Below are 21,629 nucleotides of genomic sequence, written 5' to 3'. Positions count from 1 at the left end.
ATTGGATCATCAAAGGTGACGCAGAGCTTTCTCGCTGCCGCCATTTTTTTCCTGAGCGGCGAGTGATCCAAGTTTTATGTGATGCCGTAATTGAGGCATGACACTTGCGATTTACCCCGATACGGGACCGTGCGAGAGTGCTGCTTTTCCACCTAGCCGTAACAACATGTTACGCGCTGCAAATGGGCGTGGCCGCGTGACGAGTAACATCCCGAAAACGAGCGATGCGACAGAGAACGAGCTGGTTACCAGTTGCCTGGTAGCGGTCGCCGAAAGCCGCGACGTGGCGGCCTTACGTAAGATATTCACTCTCTATTCGCCTCGCATTCGTGCCTATCTCATCAAGCATACGCGGGACGTCCAGGCGGCCGAGGATTTGGTGCAAGAGGTCATGCTCGCCATATGGCGCAAAGCCGAGCAGTTTGACCCCATGCGCGGGTCCGCTGGTGCATGGATTTTCGCCATCGCGCGCAACACCTATATCGACGCCTGGCGCCGCCAGAAGCGTCCTGAATTCGACCTGAATGACCCTGCCCTCATGGCCGACCCGGAACCGGAGCCGACGGACATCTTAGTTCAGAGGCAACGACAAGACGCAGTTCAAAAGGCCATGCAAACTCTACCACAGGAACAGATCGACCTGATCAAGCTCTCGTTTTTCGAAGAAGCGTCGCACAGCACCATTGCCAAGCAATTGAGCTTGCCGATCGGCACCGTAAAATCCCGCATTCGCCTCGCCTTCGGGCGCCTTCGCACGGCATTGGAGGACCTGAAATGAGCCTTCATCACCACACAAGCGAAGCGCTACTGCTCGATTACGCATCCGGCAATCTGGCCGAGGGTTGGTCATTGGCAATCGCCACACACTTGGCCATGTGCCCAGAGTGCCGCCAGCGCCTCGACATCATCGAAGCCACTGCTGGCGCGCTTTTGGCCGAGATCGCGCCCGTCGCCGGTCCTGCTGACGCATGGGAAAGCTTTGCCGAACGCTTGGAAGTCGAACCCGCACCACGAGCTGCCAAACCGGTACGTGACGAACAGGTTACTGTTGGCGAAATCCCGCAGCCTCTCCGCGACTATGTTGGGCGTTTCGATCAGATCAAGTGGAAGCGCATCGGCAATGCGCATCAGGTCATTTTGCCCATCAATGATGGGGAAACCATGGTTCGCCTGCTCCGCATCCCTGCGGGCAAGCCTGTCCCTGAACACAGCCATGGCGGGCGCGAGCTTACACTCGTTCTCCAGGGCAGTTTTCACGATGAAGTGGATCGTTTCGGCCCCGGCGATCTTGAAGAAGCAGACGGCTCCCTCACGCACCAGCCCATCGCTGGCACGGACATGGACTGTATCTGCCTAGCGGTTACTGACGCACCGCTCAAATTTAGCTCGCGACTGGTTCGCTTTATGCAACCGTACCTCGGCATCTAAGGAGTGCAAAATGGCTGGTTTCTCTATCGGCACGCTGTTAGCGGCCTATTTCGGCGCGGCTGCGTTATTCTTCGCGGTTGATTTTATCTGGCTCGGCTTCCTCGCTATCGGTTTTTACCGTAGCGAGATCGGCCACCTCCTGCTCGACAAGCCGAACATGACCGCAGCAGTGGTGTTCTATCTCTTCTATGTGATCGGGATTGTCGGCTTCGCCATTTTGCCGGCCCTCAACGCCAATTCTTGGGTTTGGGCTTTGGTCGCAGGCGTTGCGCTGGGTCTGATTGCCTATGGCACATACGACTTCACCAATCTGGCGACACTGAAAGATTGGTCTTGGAAGGTAACCGTTGTCGACCTGATTTGGGGCGGCGCAATCACTGGTGGCGCCGCCGTTGCAGGTTACTTCGCCGCGCGGCTCACTGTTTGAGCCGCTTAGTCAAGGCAAACGAAATGGGTTTTGGCAGCCATGCCAGAACCCGCAAAGGCCAGATCAGCCGACGCGGGAAAGCGATCTCAAAGTGCTTACCCTTGAGCCCCTTCAAGATCCGCTGTGCCGCAGCTTCGGGCTCCAAAATAAACGGCATCTCAAAGTTATTCTGATCGGTCAGACGGGTCCGAACAAAGCCCGGCGTAATCAACCGCACATCGACATTGGGCTCCAGCTCAACGCGCAGGCTCTGCGCCAGATTGACGATCCCAGCCTTCGTCGCTGAATAGACCTGCCCATTGGGCAATCCAAAAATTGCTGCAGCCGAACCAAAGAGCGCCAACTGCCCGCCGGGCTTGAGGTTCTTCGCGCCAACACGCGCAACATTGTAGGTTCCGGTCAGATTGGCGACGATAATGTCTTCAGCTTTTTTCTGGTCGGCTGCCAGCACTGGACCAGGATCATAGATCGCCGCCGTGGTGATGATGCAGTCGAATGGGCCATGTGCCCTAGCCGCGTCTTCAAGCGATTGCGGATCAACCACATCGGCAACCGCAAAACTATGCCGCGGCCCGAGAATAGCGACCACTTTCTCTAGCGCCTCGGCATTGCGCCCACTGATGGTAACCTCGGCCCCATCGTCGGCATAGGCCTGCGCAAGCGCTGCACCGATCCCGCTACTGCCACCAATAATCCAAACTTTTTGGATGTTCGCCATCGCGTAATATCTCCTGTGTCAGAGACACTACGCAGCTGGCTCAAGGATGGATGCTTAGGCGGCCAATATTATCGGCGGTCTTAGCGCTACAACCTCACAATCGCGCCCCGTCAGTGTCAAAAGCCAATGCGGCCCCAGCCTCTATGCCAACATCTATGTGCGCACCATTGGTAATCCGTGCGTGACCCTTTTGTTGAATGGTCAGCTTCGTCTCTCCGTCACTGCCGACGGCATAAACATAGGAAACGCCGCCGAGCTGCTCGACCACCTGCGCAGTTGCCGTCAGGCGTTCGCTACTCTCCTCGACCGCGCAGAAATGCTCGGGCCGTATGCCAATTGTTACCTTTTGCCCAAGCACTGCTTTTCCTGTAAATATGCCGGTACTCGCGGAATATCTCCGATAAGCTCCCAATTTTGGGACAAGGAGGTGGTCATGAACAAGGATCAGCGCGAGATCGCGCGCAAGCTTCGCATTATTCAACATGCGGACCAGGCTGGTGATGTTTCCAAGACCTGTCGTTATTTTGGTATTGGCCGCAGCAGCTTCGAACGCTGGCAAGCAGCCTACCGAAAGCATGGTGGTTCAGGTTTGGTAAACCGCCCCCGCTTCCGAAATGGCACGCCAATCGGACGCCGATCGAGATCAAGGAGAAGGTGCTTCATCTTCGAAGCCAGTACCACCTAGGTCCCATTCGGATCGTCTGGTATCTGGCGCGCTACGATGGCATCAAAATTTCAGTCGCAACGGTCTCACGGATACTCAAGCGCAACGGCGTAAACCGCCTTCCACGAGGTACCCGTTTACGGAAGGTACACACCAAGTGGTACAACAAGCAGGTACCTGGTCACCATATCCAGATGGACGTCAAGTTCCTGACATTTAAAGGAGAAAAGGGAGAGAAATTCCGCCGCTTCCAATTTACCGCCATCGATGACGCAACCCGCGTACGGGCGCTCAAGATCTATGAAAAGCACACCCAGGCCAACGCAATCGACTTTGCCGACCACATCATCAAGACTTTCCCATTGCGCATCCGCGAGATCAGAACCGACAATGGTCATGAAATCCAGGCGAAGTTCCACTGGCATGTCGAGGACCACGGCATTCGCCACGCCTATATCAAGCGCGGCACGCCGCAGCTGAATGGCAAAGTCGAGCGTTCGCATCGATGCGATCAGCAGGAGTTCTACCAACTGCTCGACTACAAGGGCGACGTCGACCTAGAAGCCAAACTAGATGAATGGGAGCGCTTTTATAACTTCGCCAGGCCACATGGCGCGTTCAATAGCAAGACACCTTACGAACCGCTTCGCGAAAAGCTATAATCCCACCCAGAGCTGACCCGACAGTACCTGCACCTTACAATCATGTTGAACTCAGAGGCCAAATACACTTGGCCCTTGGGCATCATGCAGTATCAGGGACAATACGGAACCGACTGGCCACGCGTTCTGGCCTATCTATCCCTCTCTATTCTGCCCGCCATCATCTTCTTCCTCGCGGCCCAACGCTACGTTATCTCAGGGCTCACAGGCGGAGCCGTTAAGGGCTAATGCAAACGAAAAGGCCGGCCTCAAAATTGAGACCGGCCTTTTCAATTCAACAAGTGCGTCCGCTTAGATCTGCGGCACAACCTTGCTCGCATCAATCTGGCTTGGACGGCCAGCGATGTTGAGCTTGGCGATACGCGGTTCGGTGCGGGAAATCACCTTACCGCCCTTGATTACAGCCAGACGCGTTGCCTTGAGGCGGATCGCTTCAATGCTGTCTGAGGCCTGCAGCAGGACCATGTCGGCCTTGCAGCCTACTTCAACGCCATAGCCTTCCAGATGCATGATCTTTGCCGGAGCGGTGGTGATCGCCTCAAAGCACTGACGCATCGCGGCGCGGCTGGTCATCTGCGCCACGTGCAGCCCCATATCCGCGACTTCGAGCATGTCTGCATGGTTGAGCGAATACCACGGGTCCATCACGCAGTCCTGGCCAAAGGCGCTGTTGATGCCGTAGCTCAGGAGTTCGGGGAACCGGGTCATGCCGCGACGCTTTGGATAGCTGTCGTGACGGCCCTGAATAACGATGTTGATGCGTGGGTTCGCCGTCGCCGAAACACCCGCTTCAGCCATCATCGGCAGCAGCTTGGACACATAGTAATTGTCCATGGAGTGCATCGAGGTCAGGTGCGAAGCATTCACACGACCGTTGAGGCCCAAACGCTGGGTTTCATAAGTCAGCGCTTCGATGTGGCGCGAGTTTGGATCGTCGGTCTCGTCGCAGTGGATGTCGACGAGAAGCCCGCGCTTTTCAGCGATTTCGCACAGCGCCTTCATGCTCTTAGCACCGTCTTCCATGGTGCGTTCGAAGTGCGGAATACCGCCCACGATCTCAACACCCATGTCGAGCGCGCGGTTCAGCAGCTCCACAGCGCCCGGATAGCGATAATAGCCGTCCTGCGGGAAGGCGACGAGCTGCAGATCAATATAGGGCGCGACAAGGCGCTTCACTTCCAACAGCGCTTCCACGCCCAAGAGGCGATCATCGCAAATATCAACGTGCGTACGGATCGCCAGCAGACCCTGCGAAACCGCAAGATCGCAATAGGCCAGCGCGCGCTCAATAACGGCTTCCTGCGTAAGAAGCGGCTTAAGCTCGCCCCAGATCTTGATCCCGTCGAGCAGCAGCCCGCTTTCGTTCATGCGCGGCAGGCCGAGCGATAGCGTCGCATCCATATGGAAGTGAACGTCGACGAATGGCGGCGCCACCAGCTGATTGCCGGCGTCGATAATTTCGCCCGCTTCACCACCGAGGTTCTTCTCAATGGCAGTGATGCGGCCGTCCTTCACGCCAATGTCCACGCCCGTGCGGCCATCAGGAAGGTTGGCATTGATAATCTTGAGATCGAACATAAGGGTACTCGCAGGAAATTAGTGACGCTGGCCTTTGAACCATGGCTGCAACAGCGCGCGCGGATAGTCCGCACGTCGCGCAACCAGAACCAAGGCTACGATGGACAGCAAATAGGGCAGCATCAGGAACACCTGCCCGGGAACAACTTGGCCGATTTCGGCCTGCAGACGGATTTGGAAGGCGTCGAAAGCACCGAACAGCAGCGCCCCGAGCAAAGCCTTGCCCGGCTGCCAGGAGGCGAACACCACGAGCGCGATACAGATCCAGCCACGGCCGTTGACCATGCCAAAGAAGAAGGCGTCGAAGGCCGACATGGTGAGGAACGCCCCACCCAGCGCCATCAGCGCCGAGCCAGCAACAACCGCACCAATGCGCAGCGCTTGCACCGAAAGCCCCTGCGCTTCAACCGAAGCCGGGTTGTCGCCCACAGCGCGGATCGCCAGCCCAAGCGGGGTGCGATAGAGCACGAAGGCCACAAGGATCACGAAGGCAATCGCCAGCATGGTCAGAGAAGTCTGCTGGAACAGCGCCGGGCCGATGAATGGCAGGTCCGAAAGCACCGGAATATCAAGCGGCTGGAACGGGGTAATACGCGGTGGCGAGGTCACATTCGGCAGCGCCGTGCGATAGGTGAAGTAGGATAGGCTGGTCGCCAAAAGCGTAATGCCAATGCCCGACACGTGCTGCGATAGGCCGAGCACAACGGTCAGCCCAGCATGCAGCAGGCCGAAGATCGCACCAACCAGCATGGCAACGATAACGCCGCCCCACAGCCCTGCTCCGAGGAACACGGCGAGCCAACCGGCCATGGCGCCAGCAACGAAAATGCCCTCAATCCCGAGATTGAGCACCCCTGCCCGCTCACAGATCAGCGCGCCCAAGACGCCAAAGATCAGCGGCGTGGCGATACGGATTGCTGCAGCCCAGAAATTGGCCGAACCGATGATTTCGAATACGACGTCCATTCTTACGCCTCCGCACCAGACTTGGCTTTGCGTTCAAAGCGAACGCGGAAGCGCAGGAAGAATGTACCGACCAGCACACAGAGCAGCGACAGCGCCACAACGAGGTCAGCGAGATAGTTCGAAATGCCGGTCGCACGGCTCATCGAGTCCGCACCCACAAAGACCGAGGCCACGAACAGCGCCGCAAACACGGTGCCAATCGGCGAAAGCCCCGCAAGCATGGCCACGACAATCCCCGAATAGCCAAAGCCCGGCGAGAGATCAGCCGAGAGATAGCCCTTTACGCCTGCAACCTCGGACACACCGGCAAGACCGGCGAGACCACCCGAAATTAGCGCCACTTTCAGCATGGTCGCATTGACCGGGATGCCTGCGAACTTAGCCGCATCGCGGTTCTCGCCCACGGCCTTGATCTCGAAGCCGAGCACGGTCTTGCGCACGAGAATCCAAAGAACAATGGCCGCGCCAATACCGACGATCAGCCCCCAGTGCATCCGCAGACGGGGAATGAGCTTGGAGAATTTTGCTTCCGCGTCGAGCGGGATGGATTGCGGCCAGCCCATCGCCAGAGGGTCTTTCAACGGCCCTTCGATCAGCATCTGCACAAAGAGAATAACGACGAAGTTCAGCAGTAGCGTAATTACCACCTCATCAGCGCCAAAGCGCTGCTTGAGCATGGTTGGCACCACCATCATCATGCCGCCGCAGATAAAGCCCGCGATCATCACCGTTGGGATCATCAACGCTGGCGGCATCTGCAGCAAGCCGCTCCCAACGAGCACCGCCGCGAGCGCGCCTATATAGAGCTGGCCTTCCGCGCCGATATTCCAAAGCTTCGCCCGGAACGCGACTGCGCAGGCGAGCCCGGTCAGGATAAGCGGCGTCGCCCGGTTCAGCGTTTCGGAAAACGCGAACATCGAGCCAAACGCGCCCTGCACCATCAGGCCATAGGCCGTAATCGGGTTTTGCCCCGCAGCCAGAACAGGAATAGCCACCAGCAAGAGCGCGGCAATGCCGGAGCCAAGCGAAACCAGCAGTTTGAGCGCGACAGAAGCGTCAGCGCGGTTTTCAAGACGCAAACTCATGCTGCCTGCCCTGCCATCAACAAACCAATCGTACCGCGGTCGAGCTTTTCGCTAGGGCCAGCGTCGCTGACCTCCCCGGCGTGAACCACAAGGAAGCGATCCGCCAGCGCGAACAATTCGTCCAGGTCTTCCGAAATCACCATCACGGCGGCGCCACGGTCACGCGCTGCAATAATGCGGCGATGGACTTCCGATTGCGCGCCAACGTCGAGGCCGCGTGTGGGCTGGTTCGCCAGAATAACGCGCGGCGAACGCTCCAAAACGCGCGCCAAAATCAGCTTCTGCACATTGCCGCCAGAGAGCAGCCGCGCTTCGGCGTCCGGCCCCGGGCAACGCACGTCATAGGCCGCAATCGCTTCCGTCGCCCGCTCCTGCATGGCTTTACGATTGAGCAGGCCATAGCGCGAGTACGGCGCGCTGCGCACTTCCTCAATGGCAATATTGTCGGCAACACTCATCGTGCCAACAGCGCCGTCATGCTGGCGGTCTTCCGGCATACGCGCCACACCAGCCTGAACCAGCGCACGCGGGTCCGCCTTGGTCAGCGCTTCGCCGTAAAGACGCACTTCGCCAGCATCCGGAACAGCAAGCCCCGAGATCAGTGCCGCAATGCCCGATTGGCCATTGCCCGACACACCGGCCAGACCGATGATTTCGCCAGCCTTGAGTTCAAAGCTGACATTGCGCAGCGATTGACGGGTCGAGCCCTGCTTGAGCGACACATTGGCAAAGCTCATCAGCGGCTCGCGCGGCGTTGCGGGCGTGCGCTTCACTTCAGCCACAGCCTTGCCCACCATCAAATCGGCAATATCGCGCCGATCAGAATTTGCAGTGACGAGCTCACCCGCCTTGCGGCCGCCCCGCAGAACCAGAATACGGCTCGATACGGAGAGCACTTCTCCCAGCTTGTGAGAGATAAAAATAACGCCCAGCCCATTCGCAGCCAAGCGGCGCAGAACGGTGAAGAGCCCTTCGGACTCTTGTGGGGTCAGAACCGCGGTGGGTTCATCCAGAATAAGCACGCGGACATTGCGATAGAGCGCCTTCAAGATTTCAACGCGCTGCTTTTCGCCTACGGTGAGGCTGGCGACAGGACGGTCGAGGTCCACATCAAGCCCACTCTCCGCAATAATGGCTTCCACCTTCTTGCGCGCCGTAGATTTGCCGCCAAGCGCAAACATGCCCTCGGTGCCAAGACGAATATTGTCGAGCCCGCCGAGGTTTTCCGCCAGCGTAAAATGCTGGTGGACCATGCCAATACCGGCTTTCAACGCCGCGCCAGGCGAACCGGCAGGCAAAATTTGAAGGCCAGCCTCGCTCGCAACACGAACCACACCCTCATCCTGCACATAGTGCCCGAAGAGAATGTTCATCAATGTCGTCTTGCCGGCGCCATTTTCCCCCAGAAGGGCTAGGATTTCGCCCCGCTTGAGACTGAGATTAATCCCGTCATTCGCGGTGAGTTTGCCAAAGCGCTTGGTGATACCCTCAAGTGAGAGCACCACATCCCCCTGTTGGTCGGTCATTGCCGCCCCCAAAAAATAGAATAGGCCGGGCGTGGGAAAACCCACACCCGGCCAGAAAAAGGATTACATGCTGGAGCTTGGTTCAGCGTCGTTGATGTCGACCTTGAAAGTACCAGCAAGGATTTCAGCTTCCTTGGCCTTAGCGGCAGCTACTGCTTCCGCACCAGCAAGCGCTTCATCATAAACTGCGCTCGAACCACCGTGCTCGAGGAAGGCATAAATGCCGTAATCCGAAGCGGTGAAACTGCCAGCCTTAATGTCGGCAATTGCTTTGTTGATCATTGGCTCGCCGTGCCACAGCGCCGACGCCAGAATGGTGCCTGGGTAATCCGCTGCGGTGTCGATCACGTTGCCGATGGCCAGAACGCCGCGTTCCTTGGCAGCGTCAGACACGCCAAAACGCTCTGCGTAAAGAATGTCAGCGCCCGCATCGATCATAGCGAATGCCGATTCCTTGGCCTTCGGAGGATCGTACCAAGAGTTGATGAAGCTCACCGAGAACTTCACCTCTGGGTTGACCGAGAGTGCGCCCTGCATGAAGGCATTCATCAGACGGTTCACTTCTGGAATAGCGTAACCACCGATCATGCCGATCTTATTGGTTTCGGTCTTCATGCCCGCAACCATGCCGGTCAAATAGCTTGGTTCTTGGATGAAGTTGTCGAAGGTGGCGAAGTTTGGCTCAACTGGCTGGAGCGAGGACCCCATCAGGTACATCACTTCTGGGTATTCTTCCGCAACGGCACGCGCTGGCTGTTCAACGCCGAAGGCTTCACCGATCACCAGCTTAGCGCCCTGCTCCGAATATTCGCGCATGACGCGTTCATAGTCGGTGTTCGACACGTTTTCCGAATACACATATTCGATCTCGCCGCGTTCCTGCGCTGCGATCAGCGCGAGATGGAGGCGCGATGCCCACTGCTGCTCAACCGGAACGGTCCACACAGCTGCAATCTTGGTCACATCCTGCGCCAATACCGACCCGGTCAGCGACAGAGCTGCGACGCCGAGTGCGGCCGCCGAAAGAAAGGCGCGTCGACCGAATTTCGTTAGAGCGGTCATTTTAACCCCCAATGAGTGTGCAAAAAACGAACAAAAATCTCTCCTGCCTATCTAGCGAGCGAACACGCTTGGTTGGCAAGTTGAAAATTAAGGTTTTTTAAATCTGTTCCGTCTTGCTGACGAGTCGCATTTGCTCCTCAACGCCGCACTGTGCCTGTGACGCGTTTACGCATGTTTGGGGCTCGGGCTTGGATCGGCCAAAATCACACATCTATGCATGCGCATATTACAGCCGTTTGGCAGTTCTGACAGGAACATGGCAACACTTGCAGAACATTTGAGGAACACATATAGTCGTTCCGTCTATGTTCCGATTCTGGGGTCTGGGGCCGATGCTGACGAAAAAACAACACGAATTGCTGATGTTCATCCATGAGCGGATGAAGGAGAGCGGTATTCCTCCGTCATTCGACGAGATGAAGGATGCGCTTGATCTGGCGTCCAAATCCGGCATTCATCGTCTCATCACTGCCCTCGAAGAGCGCGGCTTTATCCGCCGCCTTCCCAATCGCGCCCGTGCGCTCGAAGTGGTGAAGCTACCGGATTCGATGAACCCGACCTTGGGCGGCCGCAAGGCAAAGTTCGAGCCCAGCGTCATTGAAGGCACTCTCGGCAAGGTCGCCGCGCCCCCAGCGCGTGCACTTCCATCCGCCGCTGACGATTATGCGCGCCCCATCTCCATTCCGGTTATGGGCCGCATTGCAGCAGGCACGCCCATTGAGGCAATCCAGACCCACTCGCACACCATCGCTGTACCGCCAGAAATGCTCGGCTCAGGCGAACACTACGCATTGGAAGTGCGCGGGGATTCGATGATCGACGCAGGCATTTTTGATGGCGACACGGTCCTCATCAAAAAGCAGGATACGGCTTCAAACGGCGAAATCATCGTGGCCCTTGTCGACGATGAGGAAGCAACCCTGAAGCGTCTGCGCCGCAAGGGCGATACGGTCGCTCTGGAAGCGGCAAACCCGGCCTATGAAACCCGTATCTTCCCGCCCGATCGGGTCCGGGTTCAAGGCCGTCTGGTCGGCCTGATGCGGAAGTACTGAATTGGCGGAGGGGCAAGTTGAAAAACTCTGCCCCTTTGTTCTGCGCAGCGTTGGTTCTTGTAACACGCCTCCACGATACTCCCCGCGCCCCGGAGTGGCGTATATTCTTCCAACGCCCGCTCGCCGACCTTCGACATCACAGGCGCTGAGCCAGTACACGCGCAAAGCCGAGCATTGCGCTCACGGCTAAGCCCGAGCGCCGCCTCCATTTTCATATATCCCCGCTCTAAAGAACGCGCCCCTTCGCGCCCTAAAAGGCCATGTCCGCGCCAAAGCTGACGCCCATAAGTGCCAGCCAAAAGCCACAGATAGGCCAATCGCGGCCACGCTGGCTGGACGCATAAAAAGGCCCGCTTTCGCGGGCCCTTTCTCACGCATATCGCGCTTAGTGATTGTCGCGTGGCAGACCTTCGGTCTGGGCAATGCGCTGGTACTTGTCGGCACCACGCAGAATGGCGCCGTCGCCCAATTGGCCGACCAGGCCGCGTTGGATTTCCTGCCAAGGGGTCTGATGCTTGGGGAATTTATATCCGCCCTCTGCATTCAGATCCAAACGGCGAGCAGCGATTTCCTCGTCCGAGATGAGGATGTCAGCTTCCCCCTTATTGAGGTCGATCCGCACCCGGTCGCCCGTCCGCAGGATCGCGAGGTTGCCACCAGCCGCCGCTTCAGGCGACGCGTTGAGGATCGAAGGCGAACCCGACGTGCCCGACTGACGACCATCACCGATACAAGCAAGGGACGAAATGCCCTTCTTAATCAGATAGCTAGGCGGACGCATGTTCACGACTTCCGCAGCGCCTGGATAGCCGATTGGCCCCGCACCGCGCATGAACAGCAGCGTGTGTTCATCGATAGCGAGCGAGGGATCGTCGATCCGGTGGTGATAGTCTTCAGGACCATCAAACACCACCGCCTTGCCCTCAAACATGCCCGGATGCTGCGGATCCGAGAGATAGCGCTCGCGGAACTCGGGGCTGATCACCGAAGTCTTCATAATGGCGTTGTCGAAGAGGTTCCCGCGCAACACGAGGAAGCCCGCTTCCGCCTTCATCGGATTGTCGAAATGACGGATGACCTTGTCGTCTTCAATCGGACGATTTCGGCAGTTTTCGCCAATCGATTTGCCGTTCACGGTTGGGGCGTTCTCGTGGATAAGCTTTTGTTTCATCAGCTCATTCACCACCGCAGGCACACCGCCCGCGTGGTAATAGTCCTCACCGAGATATTCACCCGCTGGCTGCAAGTTCACCAAGAGCGGCACCTTGTGCCCATGCTCCTGCCACTCGTCGATATTGAGGTCGACACCAATATGCTTGGCAATCGCATTGATATGGATTGGCGCATTGGTCGAGCCGCCGATGGCCGAATTGACCACGATAGCGTTGAGGAAGTTTTCCTTGGTCAGAATGTCCGATGGCTTGAGGTCTTCACGAACCATCTCTACCGCACGCTTGCCAGTGCGATAGGCCATTTCCTGACGGTCACGATAAGGCGCTGGAATCGCTGCTGAACCCGGCAACTGCATTCCGAGAGCTTCAGCCAGCGAGTTCATCGTTGTCGCTGTTCCCATGGTGTTGCAATAGCCAGTCGACGGGGCCGAAGACGCAACCAGTTCAATGAACTTTGGATAGTCGATCTCGCCAGCGGCGAGCAGCTGGCGGGCCTTCCAGACGATGGTGCCAGAACCCGTGCGTTCGCCCTTATGCCAGCCGTTCAACATCGGGCCAACCGAGAGAGCAATCGCCGGAATATTGACCGTCGCCGCGCCCATCAGCATGGCGGGTGTGGTCTTGTCGCAACCAATGGTCAGCACCACGCCGTCCAGCGGATAGCCGTAGAGAACTTCCACGAGGCCCAAATAGGCCAGGTTACGGTCAAGACCTGCCGTCGGGCGCTTACCGGTTTCCTGAATCGGGTGAACCGGAAACTCAATGGCGATACCGCCTGCTTCGCGAATACCTTCGCGCAGACGTTCAGCCAGAACGATATGGTGACGGTTACAAGGGCTTAGGTCGGAGCCGGTCTGCGCGATGCCGATGATCGGCTTGTCGGACTGCAGCTCTTCGCGCGACACACCATAGTTCATGTAGCGCTCAAGATAGAGCGCGGTCATGTCTGGATTGTCGGGATTATCGAACCACGCACGCGAGCGCAGCTTCCGGCCGCCATTGCCGCTGTTATCTACCGTCATAGATCAATTCCTTGGTTCTCCGCCCTGCGGAGCACTGGGGTCTGTTTGCTCCTGTTCTAGCACGGCAATTCTGGAATGGAACGGGGCCGTAGCTTAAAATCATACAAATGACTCTAAACACCGTGAGAATCTGATTTTCGGCGCATTCCACCTTACTCAGCGCGCGGTGCAATCGGGCAGTTGCGGTTAAGCCATACAAGAACGGGCTAGTCAGTGTCGGTCTCCGGCTTTACGTTCGCGCCGCAGACTTGGAGGGACTACGAAGTGATGCAATCAGGAGCATGGGTCACTGTTGACTGGGGCACCTCAAATTTAAGGGCTTGGGCGCTGGACGGCGATGGTTCCGTAATCGGAACAGCAAGCTCGGACAAAGGCATGGGCAAGTTGACCCCCGATGCTTTCCCTGGCGCACTAACAGAAACAATCGGCCAGTTAGGCTTGGCGACATCGCCAGACGAAGTGTTGATCTGTGGCATGGCAGGCGCCCGCCAAGGCTGGCTCGAAGCGCCTTACCTTGAAGCCCCTACCGACCTTAAAGACTTGGCCGCGGGTGCGGTCCATCCCGAAATGGCTGGCGGCTTGCGCGTCTCCATTTTGCCCGGCGTATGCCAGCGCCACGGTAGCGATGACGTCATGCGCGGCGAGGAGACTCAGCTCCTTGGGCTCGCGGCAATCTCTCCCGACTATTCCGGTCTCGTCTGCATGCCCGGCACCCACTCCAAGTGGGCCAAGCTCTCCGGCACCAAGATCGAGAGCTTCTCGACGGCCATGACCGGCGAGATGTTTGATCTACTCAAGACCCATTCCGTGCTTCGCCATTCCCTACAGGGCGACCTCACCACTGCGGATCGCGATGACGGGTTTGTCTATGGCGCCAGCAAGGGCCTCGAACACCCCGAGAATTTGATCGGGCAGCTGTTCGCCGCTCGCGCCAGCGCTCTTCTCTCCGGTCGGAGCTCGGCATGGTGCGCAGGCTATCTCTCGGGCCTCCTCATTGGCTCTGAGATCGCCGCCAACCGTTCCAAGATCGGTTACGACCCCGTCCCCCTCATCGGCTCACACACTCTGTGCGCGCTTTATGCCCGCGTGCTGGGCATGACCGGCGCTTCGAGCCGTATCGTAAATGTTACAGACGTCATGCTCGCAGGCCTTAAGGCCGCGCGCACCGGCATCGCAGGAGTATAAGTATGAACCACCGTCACATCATCGCCATCCTGCGTGGCCTCAAGAACGACGAAGCTGTTGCCGTCTGCACCGCGCTCGTGGATGCTGGCATTACCCTGATTGAAGTTCCGCTCAATTCGCCCAACGCACTCGAAAGCATTCGCCGTGCGGCAGAGGCGCTTTCAGACCGTGCGGACATTGGCGCAGGCACGGTGCTTTCCGTTGAAGACGTCCGTAACGTCAAGGCTGCCGGTGGCGTCTTCATCGTCTCGCCTGACACCAATCCGGAGGTGATCAAGGAAACCCTAGCCCAAGGCATGGCCTCCTATCCCGGCGTCTTCTCACCCACCGATGCGTTCACCGCCATTCGCAATGGTGCGACAGGCCTAAAATTCTTCCCGGCAGAAGTTCTGGGCTCCAAAGGCATCAAGGCTGTTAAGGCCGTCCTGCCGCCTGCCGTTCCAACCTATGCTGTGGGCGGCGCCAACCCGGATAACTTCCACGAGTTCTTCGCTGTCGGTTGCACTGGCTTTGGCCTTGGCACCTACATCTTTAAGCCCGGCATGAGTGTCGCCGAGGTTTCGGAACGCGCCAAACTAGCCGTGGCCTCCTATGACAAAGGAGCTAAGGCGTGAGCGATACCGCACAGTTACTGTTAGATAGCCAATGCGCCCTTGGTGAAGGGCCATTCTGGCACCCACACCGCGAAAAACTCTTCTGGTTTGATATCAATAATCAAACCCTCTTTGCCGTCGACGAAAATGGCAAGGATCAGGAAAGCTGGGCATTTGACGAGATCGTCACCGCCGCTGCAATCATCTCGGCGGATGAACTCGCCTTGGCGACGGAAACGGGGCTAAAGCGTTTCAATCTCGTCACCGGTGAGAGCCGCCTCATCGTCGCTATTGAAGCCGATAAGCCGGGTAACCGCTCCAATGACTGTCGCCTCCATCCATCAGGCGGCTATTGGATCGGCACCATGGTCAAGGATGAAGGCCCAGCCGAAGGCGCGCTCTATCACTTCCGTAAGGGGAAGCTGACGCAAATCCGTTCTGCGGCCGCCATTCCCAATGCTGCTTGCTTCACCGCCGACGGAAAGCGCGCCTACTGGACCGACACACCAACCCAGAAAATCCTCATCGTCGCGACAGACCCGGAAACAGGCCTGCCTGTCGGCGAATGGGAAGCTTTCGCTGACGTCTCGAACGACCGCGGCTATCCCGATGGCGCTGTTGTCGACAGCGAAGGATATCTCTGGAACGCCCGCTGGGGCGGCAACTGTGTCATCCGTTATGCCCCAGACGGCACAATAGACCGCATTATTGAAGTGCCCGTCAGTCAGGTCACCTGCCCCGCATTTGGCGGCAAGGACTTGAAGCGCCTCTTCATCACGACCGCCAATAAGACGTTGTCGGAAGACCAACTGGCCGCAGAAAAAGTTGCCGGTGGCCTCTTCTACATCGACCTCGACGTGGCGGGACTACCGGAACCAACTATAGAGCTCTGAGGACGAGATGTACCCTGCATTGGGCGTTTGCTACTATCCCGAACATTGGCCAGAAGATTGGTGGGACGCAGACGCCCGCCGCATGGCCGAAGTCGGGATCAAAATCGTGCGGATCGGCGAATTCGCCTGGTCACGCCTTGAGCCTACGCCCGGCAATTTACAGTTCGATTGGCTTATTCGGTCGATGGACGTACTGCACAAACATGGCCTTAAGGTCATTGTCGGCACACCCACGGCGACCCCGCCGCGCTGGATGGCGGACAAACACCCAGATATGTTCGCAGTGGATGCGCAGGGACGGCGGCGTGGCTTCGGCTCCCGCCGCCATTACGATTTCTCTCACCTTGGCTATCGTGAAGAGGCTGCACGGATCACAAGGATCGTCGCTGAACGCGTTGGCGATCACCCTGCCCTCATTGGCTGGCAGACCGACAATGAATATGGCTGCCACGGCACGACCTATTCCTATTCACCTGCTGCTGAAGCTGGTTTCCGCCTCTGGCTTGAAAAGAAATACGGCACGATCGACGCGCTTAATCAGGCGTGGGGCAATGTCTTCTGGTCGATGGAATACAATCGCTTCGATCAGATCGAGCTGCCTAATCTTTTGGTCTGCGAAGCCACACCGGGCCATGAGCTAGATTTCCGCCGCTATGCCTCCGATCAGGTCGCGGCTTTCAATGCTGTCCAATTCGACATTCTCAAGGCCCAGCGCCCAGACCTGCCGGTCATCCATAATTTCATGAGCCGTTATGCCGAGTTCGACCACTATGATGTGGCCGAAACACTCGATATCGCCTCGTGGGACAGCTATCCCATCGGTCACCTTGCGATGTCCGATGAGAGTGCGGAAACCAAGCGCCAGTACCTGCGCCAAGGCGATCCGGACAATGCTGCCTTCCACCATGATCTCTACCGCACGGTCGGGCATGGCCGCTGGTGGATCATGGAGCAGCAACCTGGCCCGGTGAACTGGGCTTTTGCTAATCCCGACCCTTTGCCTGGCATGGCACGTCTTTGGGCGTGGGAAGCCTTTGCACACGGCGCAGAAGTGGTTTCTTACTTCCGTTGGCGGCAGGCCCCCATGGCCCAAGAGCAGATGCACGCGGGCCTGCTCCGTCCCGATAGCGAACCAGCCCCGGCCTATCACGAGGCGACACAGGTCGCTCAAGAGTTACGCGACATCGGCTTGGATGGCCTCGCCAATAAGGGCCGCGTCGCGCTGGTCTATGATTACCAGAGCGAATGGGCATGGGAGATCATGCCGCAAGCGCAAGGGTTTAAGCACGGCAATCACGTGCGCGAACTCTATTCGGCTTTCCGCAAACACGGCCTCGACGTTGATGTCCTTTCACCCAAAACCACGAGTTTTGAGGGTTATGACATCGTCGCTCTGCCAGCCCTGTTCGCTTGGACCGACGCGCTACGCACCGCTGTAGAAAGCTTTGAGGGGCATCTCCTCATCGGGCCACGCACGGGCTCTAAGGATCAGAACTACATCACGCCCAAGCGTCTCGGGCCCGACTTGCCGCAAAACCTTCTCGACGTGAAAGTTGCGCGGGTCGACAGCCTGCCGCGTGGCGTCTCGGTTACCGTTCGCGGTGGCGGCGAGACACAGCTTTGGCGGGAAAAAACCGAAGGCGGTGCCGAGGTCATTATCGAGGACGTTGAAGGCGTTCCGGTTCTCCTCTCGCAGGGCAAGATCTTCTACCAGACCGCAAGCGGCGACCGCGCTTTGGTCCAGCGCATTGCCGATTACCTGATCGCCGAGGCCGATGTGCCGGTGCTGAATATTCCTGCGGGCGTGCGCTGCCGAACCCGTGGAAAGTTCCGCATCTACGTCAACTACGGCACCACGACCCAAACACTTATCCCCGCACCAGATGAGAGCGGTTATGCTTTGGGCGGACCAGAAATCGAAAGCGCTGGTGTTACCGTTGCAAGGCTCTCCACGGGCGGTTGAGATTTGTGAGCGCAGGCCGAAGATCAAAACGGCCTGCCTCATCATTCCAAACCAAACTGTGTACGCCACCTCGGGCTAACTGATCCGCGTCGATGATCTGGCCTGCGCTAGTGCAGAATACGGGCGCTCTAAGGCGGGTTATGACGAGATCATGCCGCCCGCCGTCTTCGGCAAAGGCGGCGGCGTTCTTTATTGTCGCGACGCTATAGCCGTTCTGATCGGAAACACACGCAAGGTCGTCGCATCTTGTGGTGCTGTGCTGCGCGCTGATTTCCGTCTGAAAATGCTGCTCCCAGACTTCCACGGCAAAACTCCCAGCGCGTCCCGTAACGAGCCCATATCCGTCACCATCCCGGATTGCGACGGCCTGGGTGGTGTCGGCGATTAGAATATCCGGCCGTGGTACCCAGCCATAAAAAAGCACCAGAGGCACGAGGACAATAGGGCCCAAAAATCGCCATCGCGTTTGCAGAAAAGCAAACCACGCCAATGCGATAACACTAGCGACCAAGGTCCATTCTGCAAGCAATGGGTTACCAGTAAACCCTTCACTCCAGCCAGCGACCAGTTCTGCCACATCGACCATCCGGTCGATGCCCCAGCCCATAATTTGAAAAGGCGCAGCATCAAGGCCGAGCGGAATGGCCAAGGCCGACACCACGCCAAACGGCATAATGATCAGGCTAACAAACGGCAAAGCCAAGACATTGCCCACCACGCCCAATGGAGCTGTTTGCTGAAAATGATAGGCCGAGAAAAGCATCGTCGCGCCCCCGGCGATGAAGCTCGTCCAAGCGGTCGCCGAGACAAGGCTCACTACCCGGCTGAACCGCCCACTGGACTTGGGGATTTTGCCAAGCGGCATTTCATAAACGCCGATCAATGCCACGACAGCGGCGAATGACAGCTGAAAGCTCGGGCGGAAAATGCTCGCTGGATCAATGACTAAAATGGCAAGAGCGGCAATCGCAACGTTACGCATCGTCAAGGCCTGTCGCCCCGCCAACACCGCCCCAAAGACCAGCGCCAGCATCAATGTGGAGCGAAATGCCGGGACATTTTCGATGCCACCCGCGAGCGCCAGATAAGCAAAGGCGGACAGCAAGCCGACAACCGCCGCAATCTTTTTTACCGGCAAGCCGACCGCGAGGGGAATAGACGCAAGAAGCAGGCGCACAAGGAAATAGATCCCTCCCGCGACGATGGAGAGATGGAGGCCCGAAATCGAATAGATATGGGCAAGCCCCGATGCAGCCATAACCTCCCGTGTTTCATCATCAATATCGCTCTGGTCCCCCACGACCATGGCCTTGCCAATCGCTGCGGTTGCGTCATCAAGGTGCATGTCTATCCGATCCGCAATGGCTGTGCGGAGCGCCAGTACGCGCCGATCCAGCGCGAAACCGTCGCCGCTCCGTACCAGCTGAAACTGGCTCGTTACATTTCCATATGCACCTACGCCGTTGAAATACGAATGGAATTGACCATCGAATGCCCCCGGCAACACGGGGCCCGGAATAGGCGCAAAGCGCATTGCGGCGCGAATGATGTCGCCGGGCTCCACCTGCACATCCACCGGCAAGATCAACCGCGCCCGGCGGATCGGCACCGCCCGCGCCTCTGCATCCGGGGTGATGGCTGAAATGATGACCCGCGCCCGCCCGCCGTCACTACCGAGCACCTCATCAACGCGCGCCTCATAGGTCCCGTAGAAAGGCGTGCGCAGCATATCTGTACCAAAGAGGGCTCCATGCAGCGGCAGGAGGCAAAACCCGGCCCACAGGGCTGATAGCTGCACCATAAGCCGGATACCCTCAATGGGCGCGCGCCAGCTTGCCCAGACGAGACCGAGAGCGCAAACAACCGCTCCGGTCGCCAGAACCAGCCAATGCGGTTCCCCCAACAGCAGGGTATAGGCAATCATCCCCGCGATGAGCGAAAATGGCAGCAGCACGAAACCGCGCCTTTGCTCAAAGGCCGCGCCAAATTCCGCGACAAGTCTCTGATACGCAGTCGCCAAAGGGTGAGCGATCATTTGGCGCAGGAAAACCTGACCGAAAACACCGGAAAGTCCGGCATTTATCGGCCTAAACCGAGACCAAATCGGTACTCGTTCGCTCCCCACGCGCGCCCTCGCCCTTGCGCTGCCCCAAGGCTATGGTACACACGCCGCACACTTCCTCAAAATTCCTTGGAACCATGTCTCAGGTCGTAACCCGTTTCGCCCCATCCCCCACCGGTTACCTGCACATTGGTGGTGCTCGTACCGCCCTGTTTAGCTGGGCTTTCGCAAAGCACTCCGGCGGCAAGATGCTGCTGCGTATCGAGGACACCGACCGCGAGCGTTCCACCGAAGCTGCAGTTGTCGCGCTCATCGATGGCCTGACTTGGCTGGGCCTCGACTGGGAAGGTGAACCGATCAGCCAGTTTGAACGCGCACCGCGCCACGCGGAAGTCGCTCACGAGCTGGTCAAGATGGGCCACGCTTACTATTGCTACTGCTCGCCAGAAGAACTCGACAAGATGCGCGAAGACGCGCGCGCTGCCGGTAAGCCTCCGCGCTACAATGGCTATTGGCGCGACCGCGATGTGAGCGAAGCGCCGGAAGGCGTAAAGCCAGTCGTGCGCATCAAGGCTCCGCTGTCTGGCGAAATCGTCGTCAAGGACCATGTCCAGGGCGATGTCGTCTTCAAGACCGAAAACCTCGACGATTTCATCATCCTGCGTTCGGACGGCACCCCGACCTATATGCATGCCGTGGTTGTCGACGACCATGACATGGGCGTCACCCACATTATCCGTGGCGACGACCACCTCACCAATGCCGCCCGCCAAATCATCATTTACAACGCCATGGGTTGGACTGTGCCGGAAATGGCGCATATTCCGCTGATCCACGGTCCTGACGGCGCTAAGCTCTCCAAGCGTCACGGTGCACTCGGCGCTGAACAATACCGCCAGATGGGCTACCTGCCCGCAGCCATGCGCAACTATCTCTCGCGCCTAGGCTGGAGCCACGGCGACGAAGAAATCTTCTCGACCGAGCAGATGGTTGAGTGGTTCAGCCTAGAAGCCCTCAACAAGGGCGCGGCACGGTTTGACTTCGATAAGCTGGCGAACATCAACGGCATCTATATTCGTGCTGCTGAGCCTGCGTATCTCTACGAGGTCATGGTCGCGACCGCGCTTGAAACCGGCCGCACCGAAGACCACGCCGGTCTGGTTGCCAACCACAATTCGGTGCTCGCCGCGCTGCCAGAACTGCAGCCACGTGCGAAAACTGTCCTCGAGCTCATCGACCTGGCGCAGTTCATTTACGCGACCCGCCCGATCACGCCTGACTCGGCCGCTGCAGCATTGCTGACCCCTGAAAATCGCGAGATGCTCAAAAGCGTTGCTGATACGTTAGGGGGCCTTGCCGATTGGTCAGTGCCAGAGATCGATGCGGTCATGCGCAAACTGGCCGAAGAGAAGGGTCTCAAGCTCGGCAAGCTTGCTCAGCCACTGCGTGCTGCACTCACCGGACGCACCGTTTCTCCGGGGATTTTCGAGGTAATGGTGCTGATCGGCCGCGAAGAAAGCATGGCTCGACTCGGCGACGTAACCGTCAACTAAAACCTTTAAATATCGGCG

Annotated in this window: 19 protein-coding genes and 2 pseudogenes; 12 read left to right on the top strand and 9 right to left on the bottom strand. The window is 58.1% G+C overall.

Features of this window, described 5'->3' with window-relative positions:
- The first annotated feature begins 196 nt into the window (after positions 1-196).
- Genes H4N61_RS07870 through H4N61_RS07860 form a run of 3 tightly spaced genes read left to right on the top strand, consistent with a single transcriptional unit; the run spans position 197 to position 1,855 of the window.
- A complete protein-coding gene (locus tag H4N61_RS07870) occupies positions 197-778 on the top strand; it encodes a sigma-70 family RNA polymerase sigma factor (protein ID WP_248306584.1) in 582 nt (193 codons plus the stop codon).
- Positions 775-1,428 carry a ChrR family anti-sigma-E factor gene (locus H4N61_RS07865; RefSeq protein WP_182395678.1) on the top strand — a complete coding sequence of 218 codons (654 nt, stop codon included), beginning with the start codon at positions 775-777 and terminating at the stop codon, positions 1,426-1,428. The genes H4N61_RS07870 and H4N61_RS07865 overlap by 4 nt, the downstream gene beginning before the upstream one ends.
- Positions 1,429-1,438: 10 nt before the next feature.
- Entirely contained in the window at positions 1,439-1,855 is a 417-nt protein-coding gene (locus H4N61_RS07860) for a DUF2177 family protein (RefSeq protein ID WP_169193931.1), read from the top strand.
- On the opposite strand, the gene H4N61_RS07855 is transcribed toward H4N61_RS07860, so the two are convergent.
- Positions 1,845-2,573, bottom strand: coding sequence for an SDR family NAD(P)-dependent oxidoreductase (locus H4N61_RS07855; RefSeq protein WP_169193932.1), 729 nt, complete (start codon positions 2,571-2,573; stop codon positions 1,845-1,847). The two genes, H4N61_RS07860 and H4N61_RS07855, sit on opposite strands and share 11 nt — an antisense overlap.
- Before the next feature lie 94 nt (positions 2,574-2,667).
- On the bottom strand, positions 2,668-3,132 hold the full coding sequence (locus H4N61_RS18360) for a TOBE domain-containing protein (RefSeq protein WP_248306583.1): 465 nt from the start codon (positions 3,130-3,132) through the stop codon (positions 2,668-2,670).
- On the opposite strand from H4N61_RS18360, the gene H4N61_RS07845 reads away from it, so the two are divergent.
- The 3 genes and pseudogenes from H4N61_RS07845 to H4N61_RS07835 form a co-directional block, all read left to right on the top strand.
- Positions 3,028-3,258 (top strand): helix-turn-helix domain-containing protein, encoded by a 231-nt coding sequence (locus H4N61_RS07845; protein ID WP_248306600.1) that lies wholly within the window; start codon positions 3,028-3,030, stop codon positions 3,256-3,258. The two genes, H4N61_RS18360 and H4N61_RS07845, sit on opposite strands and share 105 nt — an antisense overlap.
- Positions 3,197-3,899: pseudogene (locus H4N61_RS07840) on the top strand (integrase core domain-containing protein); the annotation flags it as partial. The gene H4N61_RS07845 and the pseudogene H4N61_RS07840, both read left to right, overlap by 62 nt.
- A 39-nt stretch (positions 3,900-3,938) precedes the next feature.
- Positions 3,939-4,127, top strand: a pseudogene (locus H4N61_RS07835) (carbohydrate ABC transporter permease); the annotation flags it as partial.
- 63 nt (positions 4,128-4,190) lie between these two features.
- Here the strand turns inward: H4N61_RS07835 and H4N61_RS07830 are convergent.
- From H4N61_RS07830 to H4N61_RS07810, 5 genes are all read right to left on the bottom strand, one after another.
- Entirely contained in the window at positions 4,191-5,477 is a 1,287-nt protein-coding gene (locus H4N61_RS07830; protein WP_169193935.1) for an amidohydrolase family protein, read from the bottom strand.
- An 18-nt stretch (positions 5,478-5,495) separates the two neighbouring features.
- Entirely contained in the window at positions 5,496-6,443 is a 948-nt protein-coding gene (locus H4N61_RS07825) for an ABC transporter permease (RefSeq protein ID WP_169193936.1), read from the bottom strand.
- A gap of 2 nt (positions 6,444-6,445) precedes the next feature.
- Entirely contained in the window at positions 6,446-7,528 is a 1,083-nt protein-coding gene (locus tag H4N61_RS07820; RefSeq protein WP_169193937.1) for an ABC transporter permease, read from the bottom strand.
- On the bottom strand, positions 7,525-9,054 hold the full coding sequence (locus H4N61_RS07815; RefSeq protein WP_182395675.1) for an ABC transporter ATP-binding protein: 1,530 nt from the start codon (positions 9,052-9,054) through the stop codon (positions 7,525-7,527). The genes H4N61_RS07820 and H4N61_RS07815 overlap by 4 nt, the downstream gene beginning before the upstream one ends.
- A 63-nt stretch (positions 9,055-9,117) precedes the next feature.
- Positions 9,118-10,116, bottom strand: coding sequence for a BMP family protein (locus H4N61_RS07810; RefSeq protein ID WP_169193939.1), 999 nt, complete (start codon positions 10,114-10,116; stop codon positions 9,118-9,120).
- Between the two features lie 332 nt (positions 10,117-10,448).
- On the opposite strand from H4N61_RS07810, the gene lexA reads away from it, so the two are divergent.
- Positions 10,449-11,168 (top strand): transcriptional repressor LexA, encoded by a 720-nt coding sequence (gene lexA, locus H4N61_RS07805; protein WP_169193940.1) that lies wholly within the window; start codon positions 10,449-10,451, stop codon positions 11,166-11,168.
- Positions 11,169-11,553: 385 nt separating this feature from the next.
- Here the strand turns inward: lexA and H4N61_RS07800 are convergent, their stop codons facing one another.
- Positions 11,554-13,362 (bottom strand): IlvD/Edd family dehydratase, encoded by a 1,809-nt coding sequence (locus H4N61_RS07800; RefSeq protein WP_169193941.1) that lies wholly within the window; start codon positions 13,360-13,362, stop codon positions 11,554-11,556.
- A gap of 267 nt (positions 13,363-13,629) precedes the next feature.
- Between H4N61_RS07800 and H4N61_RS07795 the strand changes: the two genes are divergently transcribed.
- Genes H4N61_RS07795 through H4N61_RS07780 form a run of 4 tightly spaced genes read left to right on the top strand, consistent with a single transcriptional unit; the run spans position 13,630 to position 17,996 of the window.
- Positions 13,630-14,547 carry a 2-dehydro-3-deoxygalactonokinase gene (locus tag H4N61_RS07795; protein ID WP_182395674.1) on the top strand — a complete coding sequence of 306 codons (918 nt, stop codon included), beginning with the start codon at positions 13,630-13,632 and terminating at the stop codon, positions 14,545-14,547.
- A gap of 2 nt (positions 14,548-14,549) precedes the next feature.
- Complete coding sequence (locus H4N61_RS07790) at positions 14,550-15,161, top strand: 2-dehydro-3-deoxy-6-phosphogalactonate aldolase (RefSeq protein WP_169193943.1); 612 nt, start codon at positions 14,550-14,552, stop codon at positions 15,159-15,161.
- On the top strand, positions 15,158-16,033 hold the full coding sequence (locus H4N61_RS07785) for an SMP-30/gluconolactonase/LRE family protein (protein WP_182395673.1): 876 nt from the start codon (positions 15,158-15,160) through the stop codon (positions 16,031-16,033). Before H4N61_RS07790 ends, H4N61_RS07785 begins: the two co-directional genes overlap by 4 nt.
- Before the next feature lie 7 nt (positions 16,034-16,040).
- Complete coding sequence (locus H4N61_RS07780; RefSeq protein ID WP_169193945.1) at positions 16,041-17,996, top strand: beta-galactosidase; 1,956 nt, start codon at positions 16,041-16,043, stop codon at positions 17,994-17,996.
- On the opposite strand, the gene H4N61_RS07775 is transcribed toward H4N61_RS07780, so the two are convergent.
- The gene (locus H4N61_RS07775) at positions 17,965-19,950 is read right to left on the bottom strand and encodes a ComEC/Rec2 family competence protein (RefSeq protein WP_182395672.1); all 1,986 of its coding nucleotides are present in this window, start codon (positions 19,948-19,950) and stop codon (positions 17,965-17,967) included. The two genes, H4N61_RS07780 and H4N61_RS07775, sit on opposite strands and share 32 nt — an antisense overlap.
- A gap of 245 nt (positions 19,951-20,195) precedes the next feature.
- Here H4N61_RS07775 and gltX point away from each other — a divergent pair, with 245 nt between their 5' ends.
- Entirely contained in the window at positions 20,196-21,611 is a 1,416-nt protein-coding gene (gltX, locus tag H4N61_RS07770; protein WP_169193947.1) for a glutamate--tRNA ligase, read from the top strand.
- The last annotated feature ends 18 nt before the right edge of the window (positions 21,612-21,629 follow it).

Source organism: Devosia sp. MC521 (genome assembly GCF_014127105.1).
Taxonomy (GTDB): Bacteria; Pseudomonadota; Alphaproteobacteria; order Rhizobiales; family Devosiaceae; genus Devosia.
Note: the sequence above shows the minus strand (reverse complement) of the source record. Positions and strands in the feature narration are given on the sequence as shown.

What these genes read in the sequence shown, in the direction of transcription:
- H4N61_RS07860 (WP_169193931.1), top strand. Translation starts at nt 1,439, where the DNA reads ATGGCTGGTTTCTCTATCGGCACGCTGTTAGCGGCCTATTTCGGCGCG.
- H4N61_RS07820 (WP_169193937.1), bottom strand. Translation starts at nt 7,528, where the DNA reads ATGAGTTTGCGTCTTGAAAACCGCGCTGACGCTTCTGTCGCGCTCAAA.
- H4N61_RS07810 (WP_169193939.1), bottom strand. Translation starts at nt 10,116, where the DNA reads ATGACCGCTCTAACGAAATTCGGTCGACGCGCCTTTCTTTCGGCGGCC.
- H4N61_RS07795 (WP_182395674.1), top strand. Translation starts at nt 13,630, where the DNA reads ATGCAATCAGGAGCATGGGTCACTGTTGACTGGGGCACCTCAAATTTA.
- H4N61_RS07825 (WP_169193936.1), bottom strand. Translation starts at nt 6,443, where the DNA reads ATGGACGTCGTATTCGAAATCATCGGTTCGGCCAATTTCTGGGCTGCA.
- H4N61_RS07790 (WP_169193943.1), top strand. Translation starts at nt 14,550, where the DNA reads ATGAACCACCGTCACATCATCGCCATCCTGCGTGGCCTCAAGAACGAC.
- H4N61_RS07815 (WP_182395675.1), bottom strand. Translation starts at nt 9,054, where the DNA reads ATGACCGACCAACAGGGGGATGTGGTGCTCTCACTTGAGGGTATCACC.
- gltX (WP_169193947.1), top strand. Translation starts at nt 20,196, where the DNA reads ATGTCTCAGGTCGTAACCCGTTTCGCCCCATCCCCCACCGGTTACCTG.
- H4N61_RS07800 (WP_169193941.1), bottom strand. Translation starts at nt 13,362, where the DNA reads ATGACGGTAGATAACAGCGGCAATGGCGGCCGGAAGCTGCGCTCGCGT.
- lexA (WP_169193940.1), top strand. Translation starts at nt 10,449, where the DNA reads ATGCTGACGAAAAAACAACACGAATTGCTGATGTTCATCCATGAGCGG.
- H4N61_RS07855 (WP_169193932.1), bottom strand. Translation starts at nt 2,573, where the DNA reads ATGGCGAACATCCAAAAAGTTTGGATTATTGGTGGCAGTAGCGGGATC.
- H4N61_RS07830 (WP_169193935.1), bottom strand. Translation starts at nt 5,477, where the DNA reads ATGTTCGATCTCAAGATTATCAATGCCAACCTTCCTGATGGCCGCACG.
- H4N61_RS07865 (WP_182395678.1), top strand. Translation starts at nt 775, where the DNA reads ATGAGCCTTCATCACCACACAAGCGAAGCGCTACTGCTCGATTACGCA.
- H4N61_RS07780 (WP_169193945.1), top strand. Translation starts at nt 16,041, where the DNA reads ATGTACCCTGCATTGGGCGTTTGCTACTATCCCGAACATTGGCCAGAA.